At 63.7% G+C, this 22,239-nt stretch carries 20 protein-coding genes and 1 riboswitch; of the genes, 14 read left to right on the top strand and 6 right to left on the bottom strand.

Annotated features, from left to right (window positions below; translation table 11 throughout):
- Positions 1–69: riboswitch (Fluoride riboswitch) on the top strand.
- Between the two features lie 108 nt (positions 70–177).
- Positions 178–579, top strand: a complete 402-nt coding sequence (gene crcB / locus J7396_RS20150; RefSeq protein ID WP_008575332.1) for a fluoride efflux transporter CrcB — start codon at positions 178–180, stop codon at positions 577–579.
- Positions 580–891: 312 nt separating this feature from the next.
- Here the strand turns inward: crcB and J7396_RS20145 are convergent, their stop codons facing one another.
- The 3 genes from J7396_RS20145 to J7396_RS20135 form a co-directional block, all read right to left on the bottom strand.
- Positions 892–2,097 (bottom strand): acetyl-CoA C-acyltransferase, encoded by a 1,206-nt coding sequence (locus J7396_RS20145; RefSeq protein WP_003482893.1) that lies wholly within the window; start codon positions 2,095–2,097, stop codon positions 892–894.
- A 150-nt stretch (positions 2,098–2,247) separates the two neighbouring features.
- A complete protein-coding gene (locus J7396_RS20140; protein ID WP_209262002.1) occupies positions 2,248–4,620 on the bottom strand; it encodes a 3-hydroxyacyl-CoA dehydrogenase/enoyl-CoA hydratase family protein in 2,373 nt (790 codons plus the stop codon).
- Positions 4,621–4,644: 24 nt separating this feature from the next.
- On the bottom strand, positions 4,645–5,277 hold the full coding sequence (locus J7396_RS20135; RefSeq protein WP_014090147.1) for a TetR/AcrR family transcriptional regulator: 633 nt from the start codon (positions 5,275–5,277) through the stop codon (positions 4,645–4,647).
- A gap of 220 nt (positions 5,278–5,497) precedes the next feature.
- On the opposite strand from J7396_RS20135, the gene ndk reads away from it, so the two are divergent.
- The 8 genes from ndk to glp all read left to right on the top strand — a co-directional run bounded on the left by ndk (position 5,498) and on the right by glp (position 13,654).
- Positions 5,498–5,923 (top strand): nucleoside-diphosphate kinase, encoded by a 426-nt coding sequence (gene ndk, locus J7396_RS20130; RefSeq protein ID WP_002812972.1) that lies wholly within the window; start codon positions 5,498–5,500, stop codon positions 5,921–5,923.
- A 30-nt stretch (positions 5,924–5,953) separates the two neighbouring features.
- Entirely contained in the window at positions 5,954–7,147 is a 1,194-nt protein-coding gene (gene rlmN, locus J7396_RS20125; RefSeq protein ID WP_343237469.1) for a 23S rRNA (adenine(2503)-C(2))-methyltransferase RlmN, read from the top strand.
- 10 nt (positions 7,148–7,157) lie between these two features.
- Entirely contained in the window at positions 7,158–7,940 is a 783-nt protein-coding gene (locus J7396_RS20120; protein WP_057681705.1) for a tetratricopeptide repeat protein, read from the top strand.
- Positions 7,937–8,797: a RodZ domain-containing protein gene (locus J7396_RS20115; protein ID WP_209262001.1), complete on the top strand. Its 861-nt coding sequence runs from the start codon at positions 7,937–7,939 to the stop codon at positions 8,795–8,797. The genes J7396_RS20120 and J7396_RS20115 overlap by 4 nt, the downstream gene beginning before the upstream one ends.
- A 70-nt stretch (positions 8,798–8,867) precedes the next feature.
- Complete coding sequence (locus tag J7396_RS20110; RefSeq protein WP_008575358.1) at positions 8,868–9,506, top strand: tetratricopeptide repeat protein; 639 nt, start codon at positions 8,868–8,870, stop codon at positions 9,504–9,506.
- Positions 9,506–10,723, top strand: a complete 1,218-nt coding sequence (gene bamB, locus J7396_RS20105) for an outer membrane protein assembly factor BamB (protein ID WP_008575359.1) — start codon at positions 9,506–9,508, stop codon at positions 10,721–10,723. Before J7396_RS20110 ends, bamB begins: the two co-directional genes overlap by 1 nt.
- A gap of 10 nt (positions 10,724–10,733) precedes the next feature.
- Positions 10,734–12,131, top strand: coding sequence for a ribosome biogenesis GTPase Der (gene der / locus J7396_RS20100; protein ID WP_003482878.1), 1,398 nt, complete (start codon positions 10,734–10,736; stop codon positions 12,129–12,131).
- Between the two features lie 302 nt (positions 12,132–12,433).
- Positions 12,434–13,654 (top strand): gephyrin-like molybdotransferase Glp, encoded by a 1,221-nt coding sequence (glp, locus tag J7396_RS20095; protein WP_209262000.1) that lies wholly within the window; start codon positions 12,434–12,436, stop codon positions 13,652–13,654.
- Positions 13,655–13,994: 340 nt separating this feature from the next.
- On the opposite strand, the gene moeB is transcribed toward glp, so the two are convergent.
- Together moeB and J7396_RS20085 are read right to left on the bottom strand one after the other, a co-directional pair.
- Positions 13,995–15,200, bottom strand: a complete 1,206-nt coding sequence (moeB, locus tag J7396_RS20090) for a molybdopterin-synthase adenylyltransferase MoeB (protein WP_209261999.1) — start codon at positions 15,198–15,200, stop codon at positions 13,995–13,997.
- Positions 15,201–15,222: 22 nt separating this feature from the next.
- On the bottom strand, positions 15,223–15,387 hold the full coding sequence (locus J7396_RS20085) for a hypothetical protein (RefSeq protein ID WP_161988242.1): 165 nt from the start codon (positions 15,385–15,387) through the stop codon (positions 15,223–15,225).
- Between J7396_RS20085 and J7396_RS20080 the strand changes: the two genes are divergently transcribed.
- The 5 genes from J7396_RS20080 to J7396_RS20060 all read left to right on the top strand — a co-directional run bounded on the left by J7396_RS20080 (position 15,386) and on the right by J7396_RS20060 (position 21,153).
- A complete protein-coding gene (locus J7396_RS20080; protein WP_209261998.1) occupies positions 15,386–18,049 on the top strand; it encodes a TonB-dependent receptor in 2,664 nt (887 codons plus the stop codon). The genes J7396_RS20085 and J7396_RS20080 overlap by 2 nt on opposite strands.
- Positions 18,050–18,146: 97 nt before the next feature.
- Positions 18,147–18,362 carry a hypothetical protein gene (locus J7396_RS20075; RefSeq protein WP_008575367.1) on the top strand — a complete coding sequence of 72 codons (216 nt, stop codon included), beginning with the start codon at positions 18,147–18,149 and terminating at the stop codon, positions 18,360–18,362.
- 495 nt (positions 18,363–18,857) lie between these two features.
- Positions 18,858–19,436 carry a DUF4142 domain-containing protein gene (locus J7396_RS20070; protein WP_029819392.1) on the top strand — a complete coding sequence of 193 codons (579 nt, stop codon included), beginning with the start codon at positions 18,858–18,860 and terminating at the stop codon, positions 19,434–19,436.
- Positions 19,437–19,439: 3 nt separating this feature from the next.
- Positions 19,440–19,970 (top strand): hypothetical protein, encoded by a 531-nt coding sequence (locus J7396_RS20065; protein ID WP_209261997.1) that lies wholly within the window; start codon positions 19,440–19,442, stop codon positions 19,968–19,970.
- A 13-nt stretch (positions 19,971–19,983) separates the two neighbouring features.
- Positions 19,984–21,153, top strand: coding sequence for a zinc-dependent alcohol dehydrogenase (locus tag J7396_RS20060; protein WP_011347320.1), 1,170 nt, complete (start codon positions 19,984–19,986; stop codon positions 21,151–21,153).
- Between the two features lie 197 nt (positions 21,154–21,350).
- Here the strand turns inward: J7396_RS20060 and J7396_RS20055 are convergent, their stop codons facing one another.
- Positions 21,351–22,121: an OBAP family protein gene (locus J7396_RS20055; protein WP_209261996.1), complete on the bottom strand. Its 771-nt coding sequence runs from the start codon at positions 22,119–22,121 to the stop codon at positions 21,351–21,353.
- Positions 22,122–22,239 lie beyond the last annotated feature (118 nt).

Below are 22,239 nucleotides of genomic sequence, written 5' to 3'. Positions count from 1 at the left end.
GGCCGCACAGGAGATGGCATTCCTCCTCGAACCGCACGCACCCTGCGCGCTGATGATGCCTGCCCACCCCGCCGGGGCGGCAGGCCTGTGCCCCGGCATCGCTTTTGACTCACAAAGGATGACGCCGATGTCGCACACTTTTTTTTCGAACACACGCTCTGGTCGCGGGGTGCGCGTATGAACGCACCGGTGTGGTGGCAACAGCTGTTGTTGGCAATGACCGGTGGTGCACTGGGATCGGGCTTGCGTTTTGCGATCGGTGCCTCGTTGATCCAGCGCTTCGGTACCGGCTTCCCTTGGGGAACGCTGACGGTGAACCTGCTCGGGTCGTTTGTGGCCGGCGTGTTGCTGGTCTGGCTGGATGCACGCGGGCCCTCGAGCTGGCCGCTGCGGGCCCTGTTGATCGTCGGCGTGATCGGTGGGCTGACCACGTTTTCGTCGCTGATGATGGAGTGCCTGGTGTTTGCGCGCACCGACCGCTCGACGATGATCGGCATCTATCTGGCGGTGACCTTGCTGGCTGGACTGGCGCTGGTCGTTGCAGGGGCGCGGACCGGTCAATGGTTGGTGGCGCGCTGAGCGTCGCCGTTTGCTAGCGGTATCTGCGGCGTCCCTATTGCGACAGCTGGATCGACGGCTTCAGGCCGCAGCGACATGACCGATGCATCAGAACGCAACGCTCAGCGTTTCACTGGGCACGCGGGGGATGTGCGTTGGAGCGCCGCGACTTTGGCAAGACCGCATTGACCGAGAAAGGAAAGGGCGTGCTTGCGCACGCCCTTTTGGGCACAGCATGGCGATGTGATCCTTAACACCTGATCTCCGCGGATGGATGACACAGATGGAAACACCAGATCGACCCGGAAGGCCGACCCGGCGCTCCAACGCGCTTCACAGCGCTTCGATGATGCCCGCAGCGCCCATGCCGGTACCGATGCACATGGTGACCATGCCGTACTTCTGCTGACGACGGCGCAGGCCATGCACCAGCGTGGCGGCACGGATCGCGCCGGTGGCGCCCAGCGGGTGGCCAAGGGCGATTGCGCCACCCAGCGGATTGACCTTGGATGGATCCAGTTCGCTGTCGCGGATCACGGCCAACGCCTGTGCGGCGAAGGCTTCGTTGAGCTCGATCCAGTCGAGTTGATCTTTGGTCAGCCCGGCCTGCTTGAGCGCCTTGGGAATGGCGGCGATCGGTCCAATGCCCATGACTTCCGGGCGCACGCCGGCTACCGAGAAGCTGACAAAACGCGCAAGCGGTGTGAGGCCGTAATCCTTGATCGCCTGCTCGGAGGCCAGCAGCACGGCACCGGCGCCATCGCTCATCTGCGAAGAATTACCGGCGGTGACGCTGCCGCCGAACTGGCCGTTGCGGAACACCGGGCGCAACTTGGCCAGGCCCTCGAGCGAGCTATCCGGACGCGGGCCTTCGTCGGTGTCGACCAGGCGCTTGCGCAGCGCGATGACGTTGCCTGCCAGATCGGGCTGGTGCGAATGGATTTCGTACGGGCTGATTTCGTCGCGGAACTCGCCGGCGGCAATTGCGGCGATCGCCTTTTGATGGGAGGCCAGCGCAAAAGCGTCCTGGTCTTCGCGTGACACCTTCCACTCTTCTGCGACCTTCTCGGCAGTGATGCCCATGCCATAGGCAATGGCCACATGGTCGTCGGCGAACACGCTTGGCGACATCGCCACCTTGTTGCCCATCATCGGCACCATCGACATCGACTCGGTACCGCCGGCCAGCATCAGGTCGGCATTGCCCAGCCGGATCTGGTCGGCGGCCATGGCGATGGCCTGGATACCGGACGAACAGAAGCGGTTGATGGTCTGACCGGCCACCGAATTGGGCAGGCCCGCCAGCAGCACGCCGATGCGCGCCACGTTCATGCCTTGCTCGCCTTCGGGCATGGCGCAGCCGATGATGGCGTCGTCGATGCGCGAGGTATCGATGCCCGGCGCCTGCGCGACCACGGCGCGCAGCACATGCGCCAGCATGTCGTCGGGACGGGTATTGCGGAACACGCCCTTCGGCGCCTTGCCCACCGGCGTACGCGTGGCGGCAACGATGTAGGCTTCTTGAATCTGCTTGCTCATTTGGCTATCTCCGATAGCCGGGAATGGAGAGTGGGGAATCGGGAATCGCGGATTCGCCTGAGTTCGCCATCTTCATCACCCGGCAGATAATTGGGAGAAGCGGGGAGTCGGTTGGGCTTTTACCCATTCCCGATTCCCCACTCCCGATTCTCAGTTCCTGAGTGGCTTACCCGTCTTGAGCATGTGCCCAATCCGCGCCTGGGTCTTTTCCTGCTGGGCCAGTTCGACGAAGTGCTTGCGCTCCAGCTTGAGCAGCCATTCTTCATCGACCAGCGCGCCGCGATCCACTTCGCCACCGCAGACCACCGTGGCGATGCGGCTGGCGATTTCGTAGTCGTATTCGCTGATGAAGCGGCCTTCCAGCATGTTGACCAGCAGCATCTTGAAGGTGGCGATGCCGACGTCGCCGGCGACCTGGATGCGGCGTGCCGGCAGCGGGGCGCGGTAGCCGCCCTCGGCCAGCGCGCGCGCTTCGGCCTTGGCGATGTGTAGGCTCTCATAGCTGTTGAACACCACCTTGTCGGTGGCACGCAGCAGGCCCAGTTCCTTGGCATTGACGGCCGAGTTGGAAACCTTGGCCATTGCCACGGTCTCGAAGGTCTTCTTCAGCTCGGCGAACACGTCGCCGCCCGGACCTGCGGCGATCGACGCACGCACCGCGATTTCCTTCAGGCCACCACCGGCCGGCAGCAGGCCGACGCCGGCTTCGACCAGGCCGATGTAGCTCTCCAGCGAAGCCACGGTCTTGGCGCTATGCATCTGGAATTCGCAGCCGCCGCCCAGCGCCAGGCCACGCACGGCCGAGATCACCGGCACCTGCGCGTACTTGATGCGCTGGCTGGTGGCCTGGAAATTGGCGACCAATGCTTCGAACGCATCGACCTTGCCGGCCTGCAGCAGGCCAAGCGCGCCGGCCAGATCGGCACCGGCGGAGAAGGGCTCCTTCTGCTGCCAGATCACCAGACCGGCGAAGTCTTTCTCGGCGCGGCCAACCACTTCCTGCAGGCCATTGAGCACGTGGTCGGAAACGGTGTTCATCTTGGTCTTGAAGCTGACCACGGCGATGTCGTCGCCGTCGTGCCACATGCGCACGCCGTCATTTTCGAACACGGTTTCGCCCGGCGAGAACTGCTCGCCCAGCAACGGATCGGGGAAGCGCTGGCGCTTGTACACCGGCAGCGACGAGCGTGGCAGCTTGGCGTCGCGCGCCGGGCTGTACGAGCCTTCGGCGCCATGCACGCCATCGCGACCGTCGAACACCCAGTTCGGTAGTGGCGCGCTGCTCATGCTCTTGCCGTTGGAGATGTCTTCGGCAATCCACTGCGCCACCTGCTTCCAGCCAGCGGCCTGCCAGGTCTCGAACGGACCCAGCGACCAGCCGTAGCCCCAGCGGATCGCCAGATCCACGTCGCGTGCGGTCTCGGCGATATCGGCCAGGTGGTAGGCGCTGTAGTGGAACAGGTCGCGGAAGCTGGCCCACAGGAACTGCGCCTGCGGGTGCTGGCTTTCGCGCAGCTTGGCGAACTTTTCGGCCGGGTTCTTGATCTTGAGGATCTCGACCACCTCTGGCGCGGCGCTACGATCGGCCGGGCGATAGTCCTGCTTCTCCAGGTCGACCACCACGATGTCCTTGCCGACCTTGCGGAAGATGCCGGCACCGACCTTCTGGCCCAGCGCGCCCTTGCCGATCAATGCGTCCAGCCACTTCGGCGACTTGAAATACTGATGCCACGGGTCGTCGGGCAGGGTGTCGCCCATGGTCTTGATGACGTGCGCCATGGTGTCCAGGCCGACCACATCGGAGGTGCGATAGGTGGCCGACTTCGGGCGACCCACCAGCGGGCCGGTCAGCGCATCGACTTCGTCGAAGCCCAGGCCGAATTCCTGCGTGTGGTGGATGGTGGACAGGATCGAGAACACGCCGATGCGGTTGCCGATGAAGTTCGGGGTGTCCTTCGCATACACCACGCCCTTGCCGAGCGTGGTCACCAGGAAGGCTTCCAGGCCTTCCAGTACCGCCTTGTCGGTGCCCTTGGCCGGGATCAGCTCGGCCAGGTGCATGTAGCGCGGCGGATTGAAGAAATGCACGCCGCAAAAGCGGTGACGCAACTGTTCGGGCAGCACGTCGGAGAGCTTGTTGATGCCCAGGCCGGAGGTGTTGGAGGCCAGCACGGCATGATCGGCCACGAACGGGGCGATCTTCTTGTACAGGTCCTGCTTCCAGTCCATGCGCTCGGCGATCGCTTCGATGATCAGATCGCAGTCGCGCAGTTGTTCCAGGCCGCTCTCGTAATTGGCCGGCGTGATCGCCTCGGCCAGCGCCTTGCTGGCGAGCGGGGCGGGGCTCAGCTTGCCGAGATTGGCGATCGCCTTGAGTACGATGCCGTCTGCCGGGCCTTCCTTGGCGGGCAGGTCGAACAACACGGTGTCGACACCGGCATTGGTGAGGTGCGCGGCGATCTGCGCACCCATGACGCCGGCACCGAGCACGGCGGCACGACGGACTAGCAACGGGTTGGACATAGCGATAGGCCTCTTGTGGAACGTTTACGGTGTGGAATGAGCGCGGAACCCGGGTTCCGCGAAACGGATGAGTTCGCGCGCCGCGCGCGCACGATGGTCGGCCTCGCTGACGCCCACAGGCCGCTTGATGAGCCCGAAATCGGCCATGGCATAGGTCAGTGCGCCGGCCAGGAAGTCCAGCCGCCAATACAGCTCTTCCTTGCTCAGGCCCGGCACGCAGCCGGCGATGGCCTTGCCGAATTCGCGCAGCACATGTCCGTAGTGGTCGGACAGGAACTTGCGCAGGTTGTCGTTCTTTTCCGCGTAAGCGCGCGCAATCACGCGTACGAACGCGCCGCCGTTCTGGCGGTCCTGCGCCATGGCCAACGCCGGCTCGACGAAGGCAGCGAGCACGGCCGTGAGCTCGCCGGGCTGGGACTTCTTCGCCGTTTCCAGCTGCTGCAGGCGCGCGGCGGTCATCTCGTCCATGCGCCGGCGGAACACCTCGTTGACCAGGTTTTCCTTGGAGCCGAAGTGATAGTTGACCGCGGCGATATTGACGTCGGCCTGCGTGGTGAGCTGGCGCAGCGACGTGCCGGCGAACCCGTGCTGGGCGAACAGCTCCTCGGCCGCACCGAGAATGCGGTCCTTGGTGGAGAAGTGGGCGGGCTTGGGCATGCGTGAAGACAGGACTCAATCAAACGATTGTTTGAGTCTACGGGCTCGCCTGCGGGCAGGTCATGTCGCAACGCAGCACGATTCAGGGGGGGCGGTGTGCAAACGTAGCGTTGACGAGATAGAATTGACCATCGCAAAGAAGCCTAAGCCCGCGTTTTGTCGCGGGTTTTTTTCATGATAACCTCGGGCCTTCAGTGGCCCGCCCAACGGAGAACTTCCCATGGCGCTGGAGCGCACCCTGTCCATCATCAAGCCCGACGCCGTTGCCAAGAACGTCATCGGCGAAATCTACAGCCGCTTCGAAAAGGCTGGCCTGAAGGTCGTGGCCGCCAAGTACAAGCAGCTGTCGCGCCGTGAAGCCGAAGGCTTTTACGCCGTTCACCGCGAGCGTCCGTTCTTCAACGCGCTGGTCGAGTTCATGATCTCCGGCCCGGTGATGATCCAGGCGCTGGAAGGCGAGAACGCCGTTGCCGCACATCGTGACCTGCTGGGCGCGACCAATCCCAAGGACGCTGCGCCGGGCACCATCCGCGCCGACTTCGCCGATTCGATCGATGCCAATGCCGCTCACGGCTCGGATTCGGTCGAGAACGCTGCCAACGAAGTCGCGTATTTCTTTGCTGCCACCGAAGTGGTCTCGCGCTGAGGCCGAGTGAGTCGAATCGTGAATGAGGTCGTGATCCCTTCCGTGCTGCAGGACGGCTCCGTCCGTCCCCCGGAGCCGCGCAAGCAGAACCTGCTCGACCTCGATCGCGAGGGTCTGGAACGCTTCTTCGCCGACACGCTCGGCGAGGCGCGTTACCGTGCCCATCAGGTGATGAAGTGGATCCACCATCGCTACGTCACCGATTTCGACCAGATGACGGACCTCGGCAAGGCGCTGCGTGCGAAGTTGCACCAGCATGCCGAGGTCCTCGTCCCGAACGTGGTGTTCGACAAGCCTTCGGCCGACGGCACCCACAAATGGCTGTTGGCCATGGGCGCCGACGGCAAGAACGCCATCGAAACCGTGTATATCCCCGACAAGGGCCGCGGCACGCTGTGCGTGTCCTCCCAGGTCGGTTGCGGCTTGAACTGCACCTTTTGTTCGACCGCCACCCAGGGCTTCAACCGCAACCTCACCACCGCCGAAATCATCAGCCAGGTGTGGGTGGCGGCGCGCCATCTGGGCAATGTGCCGCACCAGCAGCGCCGTCTCACCAATGTGGTGATGATGGGCATGGGCGAGCCGCTGATGAATTTCGATAACGTCGTGCGCGCGATGAGTGTGATGCGCGACGATCTTGGCTACGGCCTGGCCAGCAAGCGGGTCACGCTGTCGACCTCCGGCCTGGTGCCGATGATCGACCGGCTCTCCACCGAAAGCGACGTGTCGCTGGCGGTCTCGCTGCATGCCGCGAACGACACGCTGCGCGAGAGCCTGGTGCCGTTGAACAAGAAATACCCGATTGCCGAGCTGATGGAGTCGTGCGCGCGCTACCTGCGCGGCAGCAAGAAGCGCGATTCGGTGACCTTCGAATACACCTTGATGAAAGGCATCAACGACCAGCCGGAGCATGCGCGCCAGTTGGCCAGGTTGATGCGGCAGTTCGACAACGCGGTGCAGTCCAAGGACGCCGGCAAGGTCAATCTGATTCCGTTCAATCCATTTCCTGGAACGCGCTATGAGCGCTCGGGCGAGACCGAGATTCGCGCGTTCCAGAAGATCCTGCTCGATGCGCAGGTGCTGACGATGGTTCGCCGCACCCGTGGCGACGACATCGATGCCGCATGCGGGCAGCTCAAGGGGCAGGTCATGGACCGTACCCGTCGCCAGGCGGAGTTCCGCCGCACATTGGAAGGGCAGGCCGATCGAGATGCGGCAGCGTGAACTCGCGTTAATGGCGGCCGTGGCGATCGCGCTGAGCGCGGTTGGCTGCGGTGGTCGCAATGCCAAGCCTGGCAAGATCAAGAGCGTGGAGCAGGTCGCTCCGAGTTACGACTTTCGCGATAGCGCAGCGACCCAAAATCGTATTGCGCTGGAACAGCGATTGGGATTGGCGAACAATCGCCTGCAGAGCGGCGACTACGCCGGTGCGGAGCGACAGGTGCGTGAAGTCTTGAAGAAGACCCCGAATTCGGTGGATGCGCTGATGTTCCTGGGTGTCATTCAGCAGGGGCAGGGCAATCCGGCGGCCGGTGAAACCTATCGCCGTACCACTGAACTTGCCCCCCAGCGCGGCGACGTTCTAAACAATTATGGCGCGTGGCTGTGTGCCAATGGTCAGGCGGCCGAATCATTAGCCTGGTTTGATCGCGCCGTGCAAGATCAGGGGTATGCACCTGCTTCTGCGCTCGCCAATGCGGGCGGATGCGCGTTACAGGCGGGTCAAGCAGAGCGCGCAGAGCGTGATCTGCGCAAAGCGCTAGAATTGGAGCCCGCGAACGCGTACGCACTCGAATCGAAGGCGCGCCTTGAGGCGGCCCAAAAGAGCTTTTTCGAAGCTCGCGCTTTTATCGAACGCCGCCTTGCGGCTGCACCGGCAACTGCTTCCGTGTTACAACTCGCCATTCAGATTGAGCAAGGGCTAGGCGACAAGGTAGCTGCCGGCCGTTACCAACAGCGGTTGGTCAAGGAATTCCCTGACGCAGCGACCGCTACTCCCGGGGCCAATGCATTGTGATCAGTGATTCCAATCCGAACCTTTTCGAGCAGGAAAAGGGCTGCGGACAGCATTTGCGCGAAGCGCGCGAGGCAGCAGGTCTGAGCGTGGACGAGGTGGCCGGCAAGCTGCGCATGCCGGCCCATGTGGTGCACGCGTTGGAGCAGGAGGACTGGCAGCGGCTGGGCGCGCCGGTGTTCGTACGCGGGCAGCTGCGCAGCTATGCGCGCTTGTTGCAGGTCGATCTGGAGCCGCTGTTGCAGCAGGCCACCATTGCGCCGATCGAGCCGGTCAAGCTGGTCAGTCACACGCATACGCCGCGTGCGCGGCGCATTCTCGAAAGCACCGCGCGCAAGGCCATGTACGTGGTCATCACCGGCGTGTTTGCGGTGCCGGTCTGGTACGCAACGCGCTCGCATCTGGATGGCAAGGCGCCTAGCACGGTGTCCTTGGACAGCATGCCGGAGGCTGCAAAGTCCGCTGCGCCAGGTACTCCGGCAACGCAGCCGGCCGCCGCGCCGCGCGAGCAGCCGGCGCCGTATATCGCGTCGATGACCCCGGTGCCGCGTGCGACCGCCGACGCCAAGGCGCCTGCGGCGGCAGCTGCTGCCGGCGGCAGTTTGTCGCTGAGTTTCAGCGGCGACAGCTGGGTGCAGATTCTGGCACCGGATGGCAGTGCGGTGGAAAAAGCCCTGATACGTGCCGGTGAACAACGCACGTATTCGCCCGGTCGGGTGGGACGCATCGTGCTCGGTAATGCCTCGGCGGTACAGGTTCAGCAAGGCGGCAGTATCGTCGACGTGAAACCGTTCCAGCGCGCTAACGTGGCCCGTTTTGCGGTATCCTCCGACGGCTCCGTGGTACCTGCTTCCGAGTGAAGCGGACTGCGGTTTTTCATTTATCCCTTTTGATGTTCCGTGCCTCCGGGATGACGGAGCGAGAGTACGCATGGCGATCGACGATCTGCTGGACGAACACGAACAAGGCGAACGCGTTCGTTCCTGGTTGAGAAAGAATGGCGCAGGTCTGGTGGGCGGTGTCCTGCTTGGTCTGGCACTGATCCTGGGCTGGCAGTGGTGGCAGACGCGCACCAATACCGCATTGGTCGAGGCCAATGGCCGCTACGAGGCGGTGGTGAAGTCGATTCAGGCCAAGGACCTGGACAAGGCCGCCAAGGACATCGTGGCACTGGACGACGGCAAGGGCGGTATTTATGCCGAGCTGGCGGCGCTGCGGCTGGCCAAGGCCCAGGTCGATGCCGGCAAGAATGCCGAAGCGATCAAGACCTTGCGCGACGTGCCCGCCGAAGGCGAGCTCAAGCAGATCGTGCAGCAGCGCCTGGCGCGCGTACTGACCGAAAGCGGCAAGCCCGACGAAGCGATCAAGCTGCTGGCCGACGCGCAGGACCACGCCAGCCTGGAGATTCGCGCCGATGCATTGGTCGCGCAGGGCAAGCCGGATGAGGCGCGTGCGCTGTACACCCGCGCCCTGACCACGGTGGATGTGGCTTCGCCGCAGCGCCGGTTGCTGGAAACCAAGCTGATGGATGTGGGCGGCAAGGTGCCCGATCCGGCGGAGCAGATTTGATGAAGCAGGTTGATATGTATAAGCGCGTTGCGTTGATTGCCGTGATGGGTCTGTCGCTGGCTGGCTGCAGCACCGTGAAGGGCTGGTTCGCCGGGAAGGACGCTGCTGCCAAGAAGGCGCAGGAACCTGCCGAGCTGGTGAAGTTCGAGCCGTCGGTCAAGGTCGAGAAGATCTGGTCTGCCGGTGTGGGCAAGGGTGAAGGGCATATCGGTGTCCGTCAGCGCCCGGCCGTGGCCGATGGCAAGGTGTATGCAGCGGCGATCACCGGTGGCGTGGAGGCACTCGACCTGCAGACCGGCAAGCGCGTGTGGGAATACAAGCCCAAGAAAGAAGAGCGTAACGACCGCAAGTTCAAGCAGCGCCTGTCGGGTGGTCCCGGTGTGGGCGAGGGCCTGGTGGTGATCGGTAGCCTGTCCGGCGATGTGATCGCCTTGAACCAGGCCGACGGCACTGAAAAATGGCGGGCCAAGGTGCCGAACGAAGTGATTGCTGCGCCGGCCATTGCACAGAATCTGGTGCTGGTGCGTAGCAACGACGGTCGCGTGACTGCGTTTGATGCGGCAACCGGCGAGCGTCGCTGGTTCCATGCCGAAGAAGGCCCGACCTTGTCCGTCCGCGGCAATGCGCCGATCGTGACCGGCCCGGGCGTGGTGTTCGTCGGTAACGACAGCGGCACCTTGAGTGCGCTGGCGCTGCAGGACGGTCGCCCGTTGTGGGAGCAGGCCATCGGCGTGCCGGAAGGCCGTACCGAGCTGGAGCGTATGTCCGATGTGGATGGTGCGCCGGTGCTGGATGGCACCACGCTGTACGCGACCAGCTTCAAGAACGAAACCCTCGCGCTGGAAGGCCCGAGCGGCCGTCCGCTGTGGACGCGCGATCACGGCGGCGCCGGTGGCGTTGGTGTGTCGTCGGCCGTCGTGGTGGTGTCCGACAATGCTGGATCGGTGTGGGGGCTGGACAAGAGCAGCGGTGCGGCGATGTGGTCGCAGGCTGCGTTGGCACGCCGTTCGCTGACCGGTGTGGCCATCCAGGGCGATTACGCCGTGGTTGGCGACTACAAGGGCTATCTGCACTGGCTGAAACTCAGCGACGGCGCACTGGCTGCGCGCGCACGTGCCGGACGCGATACGCTGCTGGCGCAGCCGCAGGTGGTCGACGGCATCTTGCTGGTACAAAACACCGACGGCGATCTCACCGCCTTCCGGTTGGCACAATAAGGACCTTGCGATGCTGCCCCTGGTCGCCCTGGTTGGACGGCCCAATGTCGGCAAGTCCACCATCTTCAATGCGCTGACGCGCACCCGTGACGCGCTGGTCCACGACCAGCCTGGCGTCACCCGCGACCGTAACTACGGGGTCTGCCGTCTCGACGAGCAGCAGCCCTTCATCGTCGTCGATACCGGTGGTATCGCCGGCGACGAGGAAGGTCTTGCTGGAGCCACGGCCCGCCAGGCACGGGCCGCCGCCGGCGAAGCCGATCTGGTGCTGTTCGTGGTCGATGGCCGCGAAGGCGCGTCCTCGCTCGATGACGAGATTCTGGCCTGGTTGCGCAAATTGGCGCGGCCGACCGTGCTGGTGATCAACAAGATCGACGGCACCGACGAAGAAACCGTGCGCTCGGAATTCGCGCGCTACGGCTTCTCCGACGTGGTGGCGTTGTCTGCGGCGCATCGGCAGGGCATCGACGAATTGCTTGACGAGGTGGGTGCGCGGCTGCCCGAGGAAGGTGCCGGCGAGCTGCTGGACAACGACCCGGCACGCGTGCGGATCGCCTTCGTGGGCCGGCCGAATGTCGGCAAATCGACCCTGGTCAATCGCCTGCTGGGCGAAGAACGCATGATCGCCTCGGAAGTGCCGGGCACCACGCGCGATTCGATCGCGGTGGACCTGGAGCGCGATGGCCGTCAGTACCGCCTGATCGATACCGCCGGCCTGCGCCGGCGCGGCAAGGTGGAAGAGGCGGTCGAGAAGTTCAGCGCGTTCAAGACGCTGCAGGCGATCGAGCAATGCCAGGTGGCGGTGCTGATGCTGGACGCTACCGAAGGCGTGACCGACCAGGATGCGACGATTCTCGGCGCGATCCTGGATGCCGGCCGGGCGCTGGTGGTGGCGATCAACAAGTGGGACGGGCAAAGCGATTACCAGCGTGCGCAGGCCGAAGACCTGCTGTCGCGCAAGCTGGGCTTCGTCAATTGGGCAGAGGCGGTGCGGATCTCTGCATTGCACGGCTCGGGCATGCGCGAGCTGTTCCAGGCCATCCATCGTGCGCACGCATCGGCGACGCACGAATTCAGCACCAGCGAAGTGAACCAGGCACTGGAAATCGCTTACGAGACCAACCCGCCGCCGAGCATTCGCGGGCATGTCTCCAAGCTGCGCTATGTGCACCCGGGCGGCGCGAATCCGCCGACCTTCATCGTGCATGGCACGCGCCTGAAGGTGTTGCCGGAGTCGTACAAGCGCTATCTGGAAAACTTCTTCCGCAAGCGTTTCAAGCTGGTTGGTACGCCGGTGCGTTTCATCTTTCGCGAGGGCGCCAACCCGTACGAGGGCAAGAAGAATCCGCTCTCCGATCGCCAGGTGGCCCGCAAGCGGCGCCTGATGCGGCATGTCAAAGGGAAGTAAGGGCCCCAGGCTGCCTGAGGTGTGATGTTCAGGCGGTTCGGCAGGCGCGCAGATCGGTCAGGCTGCGCGTTCGCCGCTTGCAGGCAGGGTTCTAAATGTTCCGCGCATCCTCCTGATCGCTCGATCGACACGTGAGGCAGTTGCTGCCGCGTGCAGCTTTTCGTTCTTTGGCGCGGGTGGCGGCGCGTGCCGGTGCAATCGAAGTCGCTCGCAGCGCGGCGTGTCGTTAAAGCCCATCTCCTTTGGCCGACGCGTGGCGCGGCCACCCTTCGCGTTGGCGATGCGCTGGTATCCTGCGCGGCATGACCGATTATCCTTCCCGCATTCCGTACGCGCAGGCGCTGCAGATTCTGCGCAGTGTCGCTGCCACCAACCGTTCGCCCGATGAAAACATCGCCACCTCGCGTGCCGATGGGCGGATCTCTGCTGGCGACCTGATCGCACCGCTGGCGCTGCCGCCGTTTGCCAATAGCGCGATGGATGGCTTTGCGCTGCGGCACGCCGATGTCGCTGGCGGCGATGCGTCGCTGCAGCTGGTTGGCGAACAGTTTGCCGGCGAGCGCTGGGCCGGCACACTGGGCGCCGGGCAATGCCTGCGTATCACCACGGGCGCGCCACTGCCCGATGGCGCCGATACCGTGATTCCCAAGGAAGATGCCGACGAACGCGATGGCATGGTGCGGTTTCAGACCGCGCCTGCATCGGGCGCAGCCGTACGCCTGGCCGGCAGCGACGTGCGTGCCGGCGACCTGGTGATCCAGGCCGGGCAGGTGTTGACGCCTGCACGTATCGGCCTGGCCGCTGCGCTGGGCGTGTCGCGGCTTGCGGTCGCGCCGCGCCCGACCATTGCGGTGCTGGCCACCGGCGATGAGCTGATCGAGCCGGGCATGCCGCTCGGCCCGGGTCAGATCTACAACAGCAACCGCGACATGCTGATGGCGCAGCTGCGTGCAGTGGGCTATGCGCCGACCGCGTGGCCGACCTTGCCGGACGACCCGCAACGCATTCGCACCATGCTGGAAGATGCGGCCGCAGCGTTCGATGTGGTCATCACCTGCGGCGGCGTTTCTGCGGGCGAAAAAGATTATCTGCCGCGTCTGATCGGCGAATTGGGGCGCATCCATTTCTGGCGTGTGCGGATGCGCCCGGGCATGCCGGCGGTGTTGGGGCAGATTGGCCGCTGCCTGGTCTTGGGCCTGCCGGGCAACCCGGTCTCTGTGCTGGCAACGCTGATCGCCTACGGCGTGCCGTTGCTGGATGGATTGCAGGGACGCAGCGAGCCGCGCCTGGTCTGGCATGCGGCGTTGGCAAGCCCATGGGACAAGCGCCACGAACGGCTGGAATTCCTGCGTGGGCGATTGGAATGCGGCGAAGATGGGCGGCTGACCGCGCTGCCGCACCGCGGCGATGCCTCGCATCTACTGCGTGGCGCGGCCGACAGCAATGCATTGATCGTGCTGCCCGAGCAGGCGCGGCGCTTTGAGGCTGGCGAGATCGTGCGGGTGATTCCTTACGCGTTGTGAGCGTTTGCTCGATCGTTGGTGCCCGGCAGAATGATGCGCGCCCTGTTGGAGTGTTTACGTCATGGGCAGCGCATGGCGAAGTGCGCGCCGCGGCGTTTCAACACGTAGGGCGATCGTCAAACTGCTCAAGCGTCTTGGGCGTGGCCTGAAAGCGAACGCCTCGACATTGGGAGCCAGTCGCTCGATAGCCGCTCTCCCGGTGAGAAAGTGGTGAGTGCGGGGCGCAAGACAGCCATCCACGCAAACGTCGCCGAATGCTTGACGTACCGATATACCTCGCATTGCATCGGTGGCAAGCCAATCAGTCAGCGACCGACACCACACGCCGCTGTGGGCTCGCTCAACCAACCGCACTACCGCAGAACGCCGCGTAATCCGCATAGCCGCGAAATGCCGCGCCAGGCGCGCACACCGGGCAGTGCGGGTCCGGCGGCAAGCGGATGTCGCGAAAGCGCATCGCCAATGCATCGAAACTGAGCAGGCGGCCAGTGAGGCCGTCACCAATGCCGAGCAGCAACTTGATCGCTTCGGTGGCTTGCAAGAGTCCGATCACTCCGGGCAGTACGCCGAGCACACCAGCCTCGGCACAACTGGGCGCAAATTCCGGTGGCGGTGGTTCGGGAAACAGGCAGCGGTAGCAGGGCGCATGACCGCGGTGGCGGCCGGCATCGAACACGCTGACCTGTCCTTCGAACTGCTGCACGGCGCCGTAAACCAGTGGTTTACCGAATTTGACGCACGCATCGTTGAGCAAATACCGCGCAGGAAAATTATCTGCGCCATCCACCACCACATCCACATCCTGCAGCAGCGCTTCGACATTGTCGGCCGTCACGCGGGTTTGCACCGCCTCGATGTCCACGCGCGGGTTGAGCGCGGCAATGCGCTGTGCGGCGGAGTCGACCTTTGCAGTGCCGACGCTGTCTTCGGTGTGCAGAATCTGGCGTTGCAGGTTGCTGCGGTCCACCACGTCGTCGTCGGCAATGCGCAGATGCCCCACACCGGCTGCGGCGAGGTAGAACGCGGCCGGCGAGCCTAGTCCGCCTGCGCCGATCAGCAACACCCGCGCGCGCGCCAGGCGCCGCTGACCTTCCAGGCCGACCTGGGACAGACGCAGATGGCGTGAATAACGCTCAAGAAAGTCCTGCTCGTCCGCCGGCAACGTCGGGCGTACCAACGGCAGGCCGGCGCTGGCCCATGCGCTGGTGCCACCGACCACCGACGCCACGTGCGCATAGCCGTGCGCGCGCAAGATGGCGGCCGTGTGCGCCGAGCGTTTGCCGCTCTGGCAGATCAACACGATTGCGCGGGTTTGCTCCGGCAGATGGGCTGCAGGCTCGGTTTCCAGGGAGTTCTGTGCGATCGCCAACGCGCCTTCGGCCTGGCCGCCGGCACGCTCATGCAGTTGCCGGATGTCGACCAGCAGGGCGCCTTGCAGGGCGCGGGCACGGGCGTCGGCGGGAGAGATGTCGTGGCTGCTCATGTTGCCATTGTCGCGCAAACGCAGCAGCTGCGATGTGCAGTCTTGCCCATGACACGCACGCACCTCGCCGTTGATGAAAGGCGCGTCATGATCGCGGCGCGACGGCGGACGCGATCACGCTGCACTGCGAGCGGCACCGCTGTAATTCGGCCTTGTTCAACACCTCGCGGCTCGTGCGGCCCGGTTTGCCTGACTTGCGCAGGCGCGCCCAGCCGCGCGTCATCGCACTGCTGCCCCAGGAGGCCATCATGCTTGTTCCGTCGCAGCATGCGTCTGTCGCGCGGCGTGCCATCACGTATCGGCCGCTGGGTGTGTGCATCGGTTTGGTCCTGAGTTGCAACGCGGCGGCGCAACAGGCCGCGCCCAACCCCGATCCCGCGGCGCCGGCCACATCCACGTTGGAAGCGGTGCAGGTCAAAGGGGTGCGCAGCAGCGTGGAAAGCGCCATCGCGATCAAGCAATCGAACGCGGAAATCAGCGATTCCATTGTCGCCGAAGACATCGGAAAGCTGCCCGACAACAGCGTGGCTGCGGCCCTGCAACGCGTGACCGGCGTGCAGGTGGCGCGCGCCGGTGGCGAAGTGGGGCAGGTGCTGGTGCGCGGCTTGCCGAACGTCATCACCACCCTGGATGGGCGAAACGTCTTCACAACGGTGGGTCGCGACATGGAGTTGGCCGATGTTCCGGCCGAATTGCTGCGCAGCGTGGATGTGTATAAGACCACTGGCGCGCAATTTCAGGAAGGTGGCATCGCCGGGGTGGTCGATGTGCATCTGCGGCGGCCATTCGATTTCGATCAGGACAGCACCATTGCCGGCAGCATCAGCGCCTTGCGGGGCGACCAATCAGGCAAGACCGTTCCCAATGGCAGCCTCACCCTCAGCCAGCGCCGCGACACCGGGTTGGGCCGCATGGGCTGGATGGGAAGCGTGTCCTATCAACGCCGCCCGTATCAGGAATCCAACACGTTGTACGGCACTTACGACCGGAAGGCGAACCCGCTCGATCCGGCCCAGCAGATCTACGTGCCTTACAGCGCAGGCGGATTGATGGCGCGCGGCGATCGCAAGCGCAAATCGGCGAATTTTTCGTTTCAATGGGCGCCAAGCGAGAACAGCGAGGTGTATTTCGACACGCTGTACATCGGGTACGACAACCGGCCCCAAGTGAATTACTGGTTGCCATTCCCGGGGCTGGCCACGCCAGAGAACACCGAAGCGGTCAGCCTGCGGCCGGGCAGTGATGTGCTGGCTGGCCTGGTGGCGCGCGAGGTGCGCACGCTCTCCAGCACGCAAGCGCACAAGAACGCATCCGATACCTACCAAGCTGCGCTGGGCGGGCGTTGGGCCGGCGAGCGCATGCGTGCGAGCAGCGAGCTCGCCTATACCCATAGCACTGCCAGGAACCGCTCGTTCACCCTGGACATGACCACGCAGGCGCCGCGATTGAACATGCGTTCGTCAGGCGGCGCTGCAGATGTCTGGATCACCCAGGCCGATGGCAGCGCTTATGACGTCACAGCGCCAGGAAATTGGGAACTGAGTCAGTACTACGACAGCTGGAACACGCAGAGAGGCGAAGAGTGGGCATGGCGGGCCGATGCCACCTTCGACCTGGAGCTGGGGCCGTTGCGATCGGTGGACGTGGGTGCGCGCGCAAGCCGGCGGACGGCGACCAATCACTCCGGCGATACCGGCGCGCGCAACAATCTGACCGGCGCACCGATCTACTTGAGCGAGGTGTCCGGCCTGGCATCGGTAACGCCCGGCAACATGCTCGACGGGGCGCGTGCATTCACCAGCGATCGCTGGGCATCGGCCAACCAGGACGTCCTGCTGCAGCAAAGCACCCGGTTGCGTACCGTGATGGGGCAGCCGCCGGGCCGGCCCGATGAAAACCCTGCCTTGTTCTTCGACGATCGCGAAGACAGCTATGCGATCTATGCGCAGGTGAATTACGGGTTCTCGCTTGGGTCCATTCCTGTCGATGGGCGTGTGGGGGCGCGCGCGACGCGATTGGATTCGCAACTGCAGGGCAGCCAGTCGGTGGATGGCGTGCTGAGCCCGGTCAGCATCGATCGGCGTATCGACAAGGTGTTACCCAACTACAGCGCCAACCTCACCTTGCATGACAACCTGATGCTGCGGCTGGCAGGCAGTACCACAATCACGCGCCCGGAATTTGCCGATCTCAATCCGCAGCTGGCCTTGTATCAGTCCACCGAATCGTTGCCGGCGCGCGGCAATGGCGGCAACCCGCAGCTGCGTCCGGTGGAATCGCGCAATGCCGATGTGTCGCTGGAATGGTATTTCCGTCCCGGCTCATTGCTGTCGGTTGCCGGCTTTCATCGCAAGATCGATGGCTATATCCAGAATTACGCAGCCGATGAATCCATCGGTGGCATCGTCTATTCGATCAGCCGGCCGCGCAATACCGGCGAGGGCAGCTTGAAGGGCGTGGAGGTGGGATACACGCAGTTCTACGACTTTCTGCCGGGTGGGTGGTCCGGCTTCGGCAGCCAGCTCAACTACACCTATATCTCGGCGAAGGCCGAATCGCCGGAAGGGATCAGCCAGCCGTTGACCAACGTCTCCAAAAATTCCTATAACGCGATCCTGATGTACGAATACGCGCGGTTCTCGGCGCGGGTCGCCTACAACTGGCGTGGCGACTATGCGGTGAGCTTCAACAGCTCAGGCGATCAGCCCGAGCAAATCAATCAGGGGCGGGAGCAATGGCTGGATGCCGCCTTCAATTACGAGCTCAACAGGCATGTGACCTTGTTTGCCGAGGCCACCAATCTGCTCGGCACCACGACCAATAATTATTTCGGTCAGCGGCATGGCGATTTCCCGCGCGAGATCGCATCGCCCGAGCGGACTTACACCCTGGGTTTTCGCTTCCGTTTGTGATGCGGATAACGTTGATGGGGATAACGCGGTCTGCGCACCACGTTGGCATCGGGCTCACCGGCGCAGCGGTAGCGTGAGCACAGCAGAGGAGACCGTGATGACACCTGACATCGATGCACAATTGAAGCAGCTTGCCGAAGCGTTGCCGGAGATGCGCAGTCAGCACCCGGACGATTTTTGGGATGTGTTCCGGGCCCGTTCCGAGAAGATCACCGGTGCGGCGCAATCGCAGGAGCAGGCAGCGCAGATCGTCAAACGTATCGACGAGATATTGGCCGCCAATCAGCTGGGGCCGGCGGATCCTGGCGCATGACACGGGACGCTGACGGGATGCGGTAGGCTCGACCCTATGCCGTGAATCGACGTTGCAGCGACAAGCGCTGCAGCGACAGCTTGCCCGTGATTACGCCCTTGCTGCGGGACAAAGCGGCTCGCGGTGCGCGTGCATCGCCACAGCACTGCCAGTGGGACGATTGCAGCACAAAATGCACGTAGAGCCGATCCTCGATGTCTCGGGGGAAGCCGACCATTGCCTTGATGATTGCAGCGCCAGGCGCTGGCGGCGAGCGATTACGTTCCCAAACAGGGTTTTCGATAGCCGATGATGCGGTATCCCGCGCTGCCGCGCAGCGGCATGGTCGTCAGCGAATTCAAAGTTGGAGGAAAACCCCGACTGCGTGACCTTCACACAGTGTGACGATGCGTTGCGCTGCAGCACGCAGCCTTCGCCAGTTCTCGACGCTAGCGCGACGATCGAGTCACGCAGCCAAGCCCAGCATCGAGCTACATCATCCAGCTGGAGACTTCCATGAACACACGTCGCCCGATCATCCTTGTCCTGGCCCTGTGCGTTGGCGCCAGCATATCTGCGCAAGCACAGAACCGGACACAGTCTGCAATGCCCGCCGGGCAGCAAACCGCGGGTGCAGCGACACCCAGCGAGGACGAGCGCGAGGCGCTCGGTATGCTGAGTGCCATCAACACCAGCGAAATCAACGCGGCAAATCTGGCATTGCAGAAGCAGGTGCAAGGCGGCGCACGCGACTACGCCACGCGCATGATCAAGGAACACACCGACAACAACCAGAAGATCGCCAAATGGCAACCGGACACGTCCGCCGCGGGTGCAAAGCTGCAGATGACGAAGGGCAAGGCGGAGTTGGCCAAGCTGCAGAAGCTGGACGGTCATGCATTCGAAACGGCCTATATCACTGCGATGGTGAAAGACCACACCGACGCATTAACGGCGCTCGACAGCAAGCTGATCCCGCAGGCAAAGACATCGCCGGTGCTCGAACACCTGCAGACCACGCGCCATCACGTCGCCGATCATCTGAGCAGCGCCAAGGCATTGCAGGCCGACGACAAGAACGCCGGAGCCCGCTGAGCCATGGCTGCATTACCGACCGATCCGGTACGTACCGACGATGACGGTACGCACATCGTACGCAGCATGACCATCCGTGCCGAACCTCATCAGATACTGGATGCCTGGTGCGATGCGAATGTGCAGCAACGCGTGTTGGAAGGTGCTGCCGAGCTGGTCTCCGGCGACGGCCATGCGTCCCGATGGAAGCTGCACGCGCCGCTGCGTCAGGATGTGGAGGTGACCTTGCGCCGCGCAGATGCGCGGCTGGGCGAGTCGGTGCGTTACGAGGCCGAGGGCGAACATGGGCTGCAGCTCACCATCGTATTGCAGGTGCGCCCTGCACGTGGGCGCGAAGCCAGCGAAGCGACGCTAAGCCTGCACTATGCGGTCGAAGGCCTGCTGGCGCAGGTGTTTACCAAGCTGGTGAATCCCGCGCCGTACGTGCTGGTCGGCAAGGGACTACGGCGATTGCGCGCATGGCTGGAGGCCGGCGAGGTGCCGACCTTGTTGCATACCCCAGCGGCGCGCGCGTCGACGCACGCGCATTCTTGAGGAGGGCTTTTCTGTGCGAGCACTGTGCTGGAATGGCATCAACGATTTGCGCGTGGAAACCGTGCCCGATCCGGTGCTGGTCAATCCCCGCGATGTGATCCTGAAGGTCGGGCTCACCACCACCTGCGGCTCTGATCTGCATTTCATCGATGGCTACCTGCCAACCATGCGCGAGGGCGATGTCATCGGCCACGAGTTCATGGGTACGGTGGTGGAGGTGGGCAACGCAGTGAAGAATGTGCGCGTGGGTCAGCGCGTGGTGGTGCCGTCGTTTATTTCCTGTGGCGGTTGCTGGCATTGCGAGCGCAAGGAATTTTCGCTGTGCGACAACACCAACCCCAACTGGGAAATGCAGGAACCCTTGCTTGGGCATGCGACCGCCGGGATTTACGGCTATACGCACGCCTTTGGCGGTTACGCAGGTTCGCACGCAACCTACATCCGCGTGCCGCATGCGGATGTGGGGTGTTTCGAGGTGCCCGATGGGGTCTCCGACGAAGATGCGCTGTTTCTCTCGGACGCGGGGCCCACTGGTTTCATGGGTGCAGACTTTTGCAATATCCAGCCCGGCGACACGGTGGCGGTGTGGGGATGCGGTGGCGTGGGGCTGATGGCCCAGCAAAGTGCACGTATTTTGGGCGCAGAACGCGTGATCGGCATCGACCGCTTGCCGGAGCGTCTGGCAATGGCGCGCGATGTGTTAGGTGTGGAGGTGATCGATTATTCGGCGGTCGACAGCGTGGTGGATGTCCTGCGCGAAATGACTGGTGGGCGTGGCCCGGATGCCTGTATCGATGCGGTCGGAATGGAGGCGCATGGCACCGGCATCGGCCATACCTACGATCGGGTCAAGCAGGCTTTGCACCTGCACACCGATCGCGGCCAGGCGTTGCGCGAAGCCATCCTCGCCTGCCGCAAGGGCGGCATCCTGTCGGTCTTGGGCGTGTACGGAGTGATGGACAAGTTTCCGCTGGGTGCCGTGATGAACAAAGGTCTGACGGTGCGAACCGCGCAGCAACATGGGCAGCGATACGTGCCCAGGTTGTTGGACTTGGCGCAGGCGGGACGTTTGAAATCCGGATTTTTGCTGACCCACAAGATGCCGCTGGAAGACGCCGTGCGGGGCTACGACATGTTCAAGCACAAACACGATGGGTGCGTGCGTGCGGGGTTTGTGCCCTAGCGTCGGAGAACCTTGGTCGCACTGAGTTGCGCTGCAGGCGCTGCCGGGAATCGCTTGGCATCTGGCGTGTGCAACAGGGCAGGGTACGCGCGTACCGCTAGCTGCATCGCGCGTTTTTCCAGGCTCTAACGCATTGCCAAGTACGCGCGCCACGCCTGACCCTGCTGCACGTTGGTGCAGCAAGGTGTCTTGTGGGCTCAGGGATGCTTGCCCCTTGCGTAGGTCACCCCGGGTATGGGTTGGGCGTTGGGAAAATGGGCACGTAATGCATCCACGCCTTCTTGCGGCTTTGCCAGCGGCACAAGCTCTTGACGGTTGGCGCGGCGCTCTGCGGTGGACACCGAAACGGCCTGATCGCGTTGCGCAATCAACGGTTGCTGCAACTCACCATCGCGATTGAACGACCACGCCAGCATCGGCTCGCCCAGCGGCAAGGTGTCGCCGGGCGCGGTGCCCTTGCGCGAATGCCAGGTGTGCCAAGTCTTGCCGTAGCTGTTGATCTTGCTGCGCATCAGTTCCTTCTCTGCGACCTGCGGCAGGTTGGGAGCAGAGAGCTGGCCGGAAAGAATTTCACCGTTATGCGGATGCCAGAAGTTGCGCTCGTGTGCCGGCAACTGCGCAAATAACGTCTCCGAGATGATGTACTCGATACCGGTGAGGTTGGCACGGTCGGTGTTGCCGTCGTAGAGCGCGCATTGGGCAAGATCTTCATTGACCTGCTGGCAATAGTGATGCGCCTCCATTTGCTCATCTGGCGCATCCTTCATCGGATGGAAGCCGACCAGATAGATGTCCAGCTTGCCGACCGGGCCGCTGGGCTGCAGCACTTTCGCGCCGGCTTCCAGCACATTGGTTTTGGGCGTTTCCGGTGCGCCGGGCGGGGTGACCGACGGTGGGCTGCGCGAGCAACTGGCGCAGAGCGCAAGGCCGATCAACAGTGCGGAATGTCGCATGGCAATTCCCATCAATGAATGTGCTTCAAGCTAAGAGCGCCGGTGGTGTGCCACGCGTGAGCATGGGCCGGGGCACGCAGTGCAGCTTCACCTCGCTTGAGCATCGGCTTAATCAAGCGGCGGTCATGCTGTT

Source organism: Xanthomonas sp. A1809 (assembly GCF_017746015.1).
GTDB lineage: Bacteria > Pseudomonadota > Gammaproteobacteria > Xanthomonadales > Xanthomonadaceae > Xanthomonas > Xanthomonas euvesicatoria.
The sequence above is the reverse complement of the archived record's forward strand: the minus strand, read 5'-3'. Positions and strand labels throughout refer to the sequence as shown.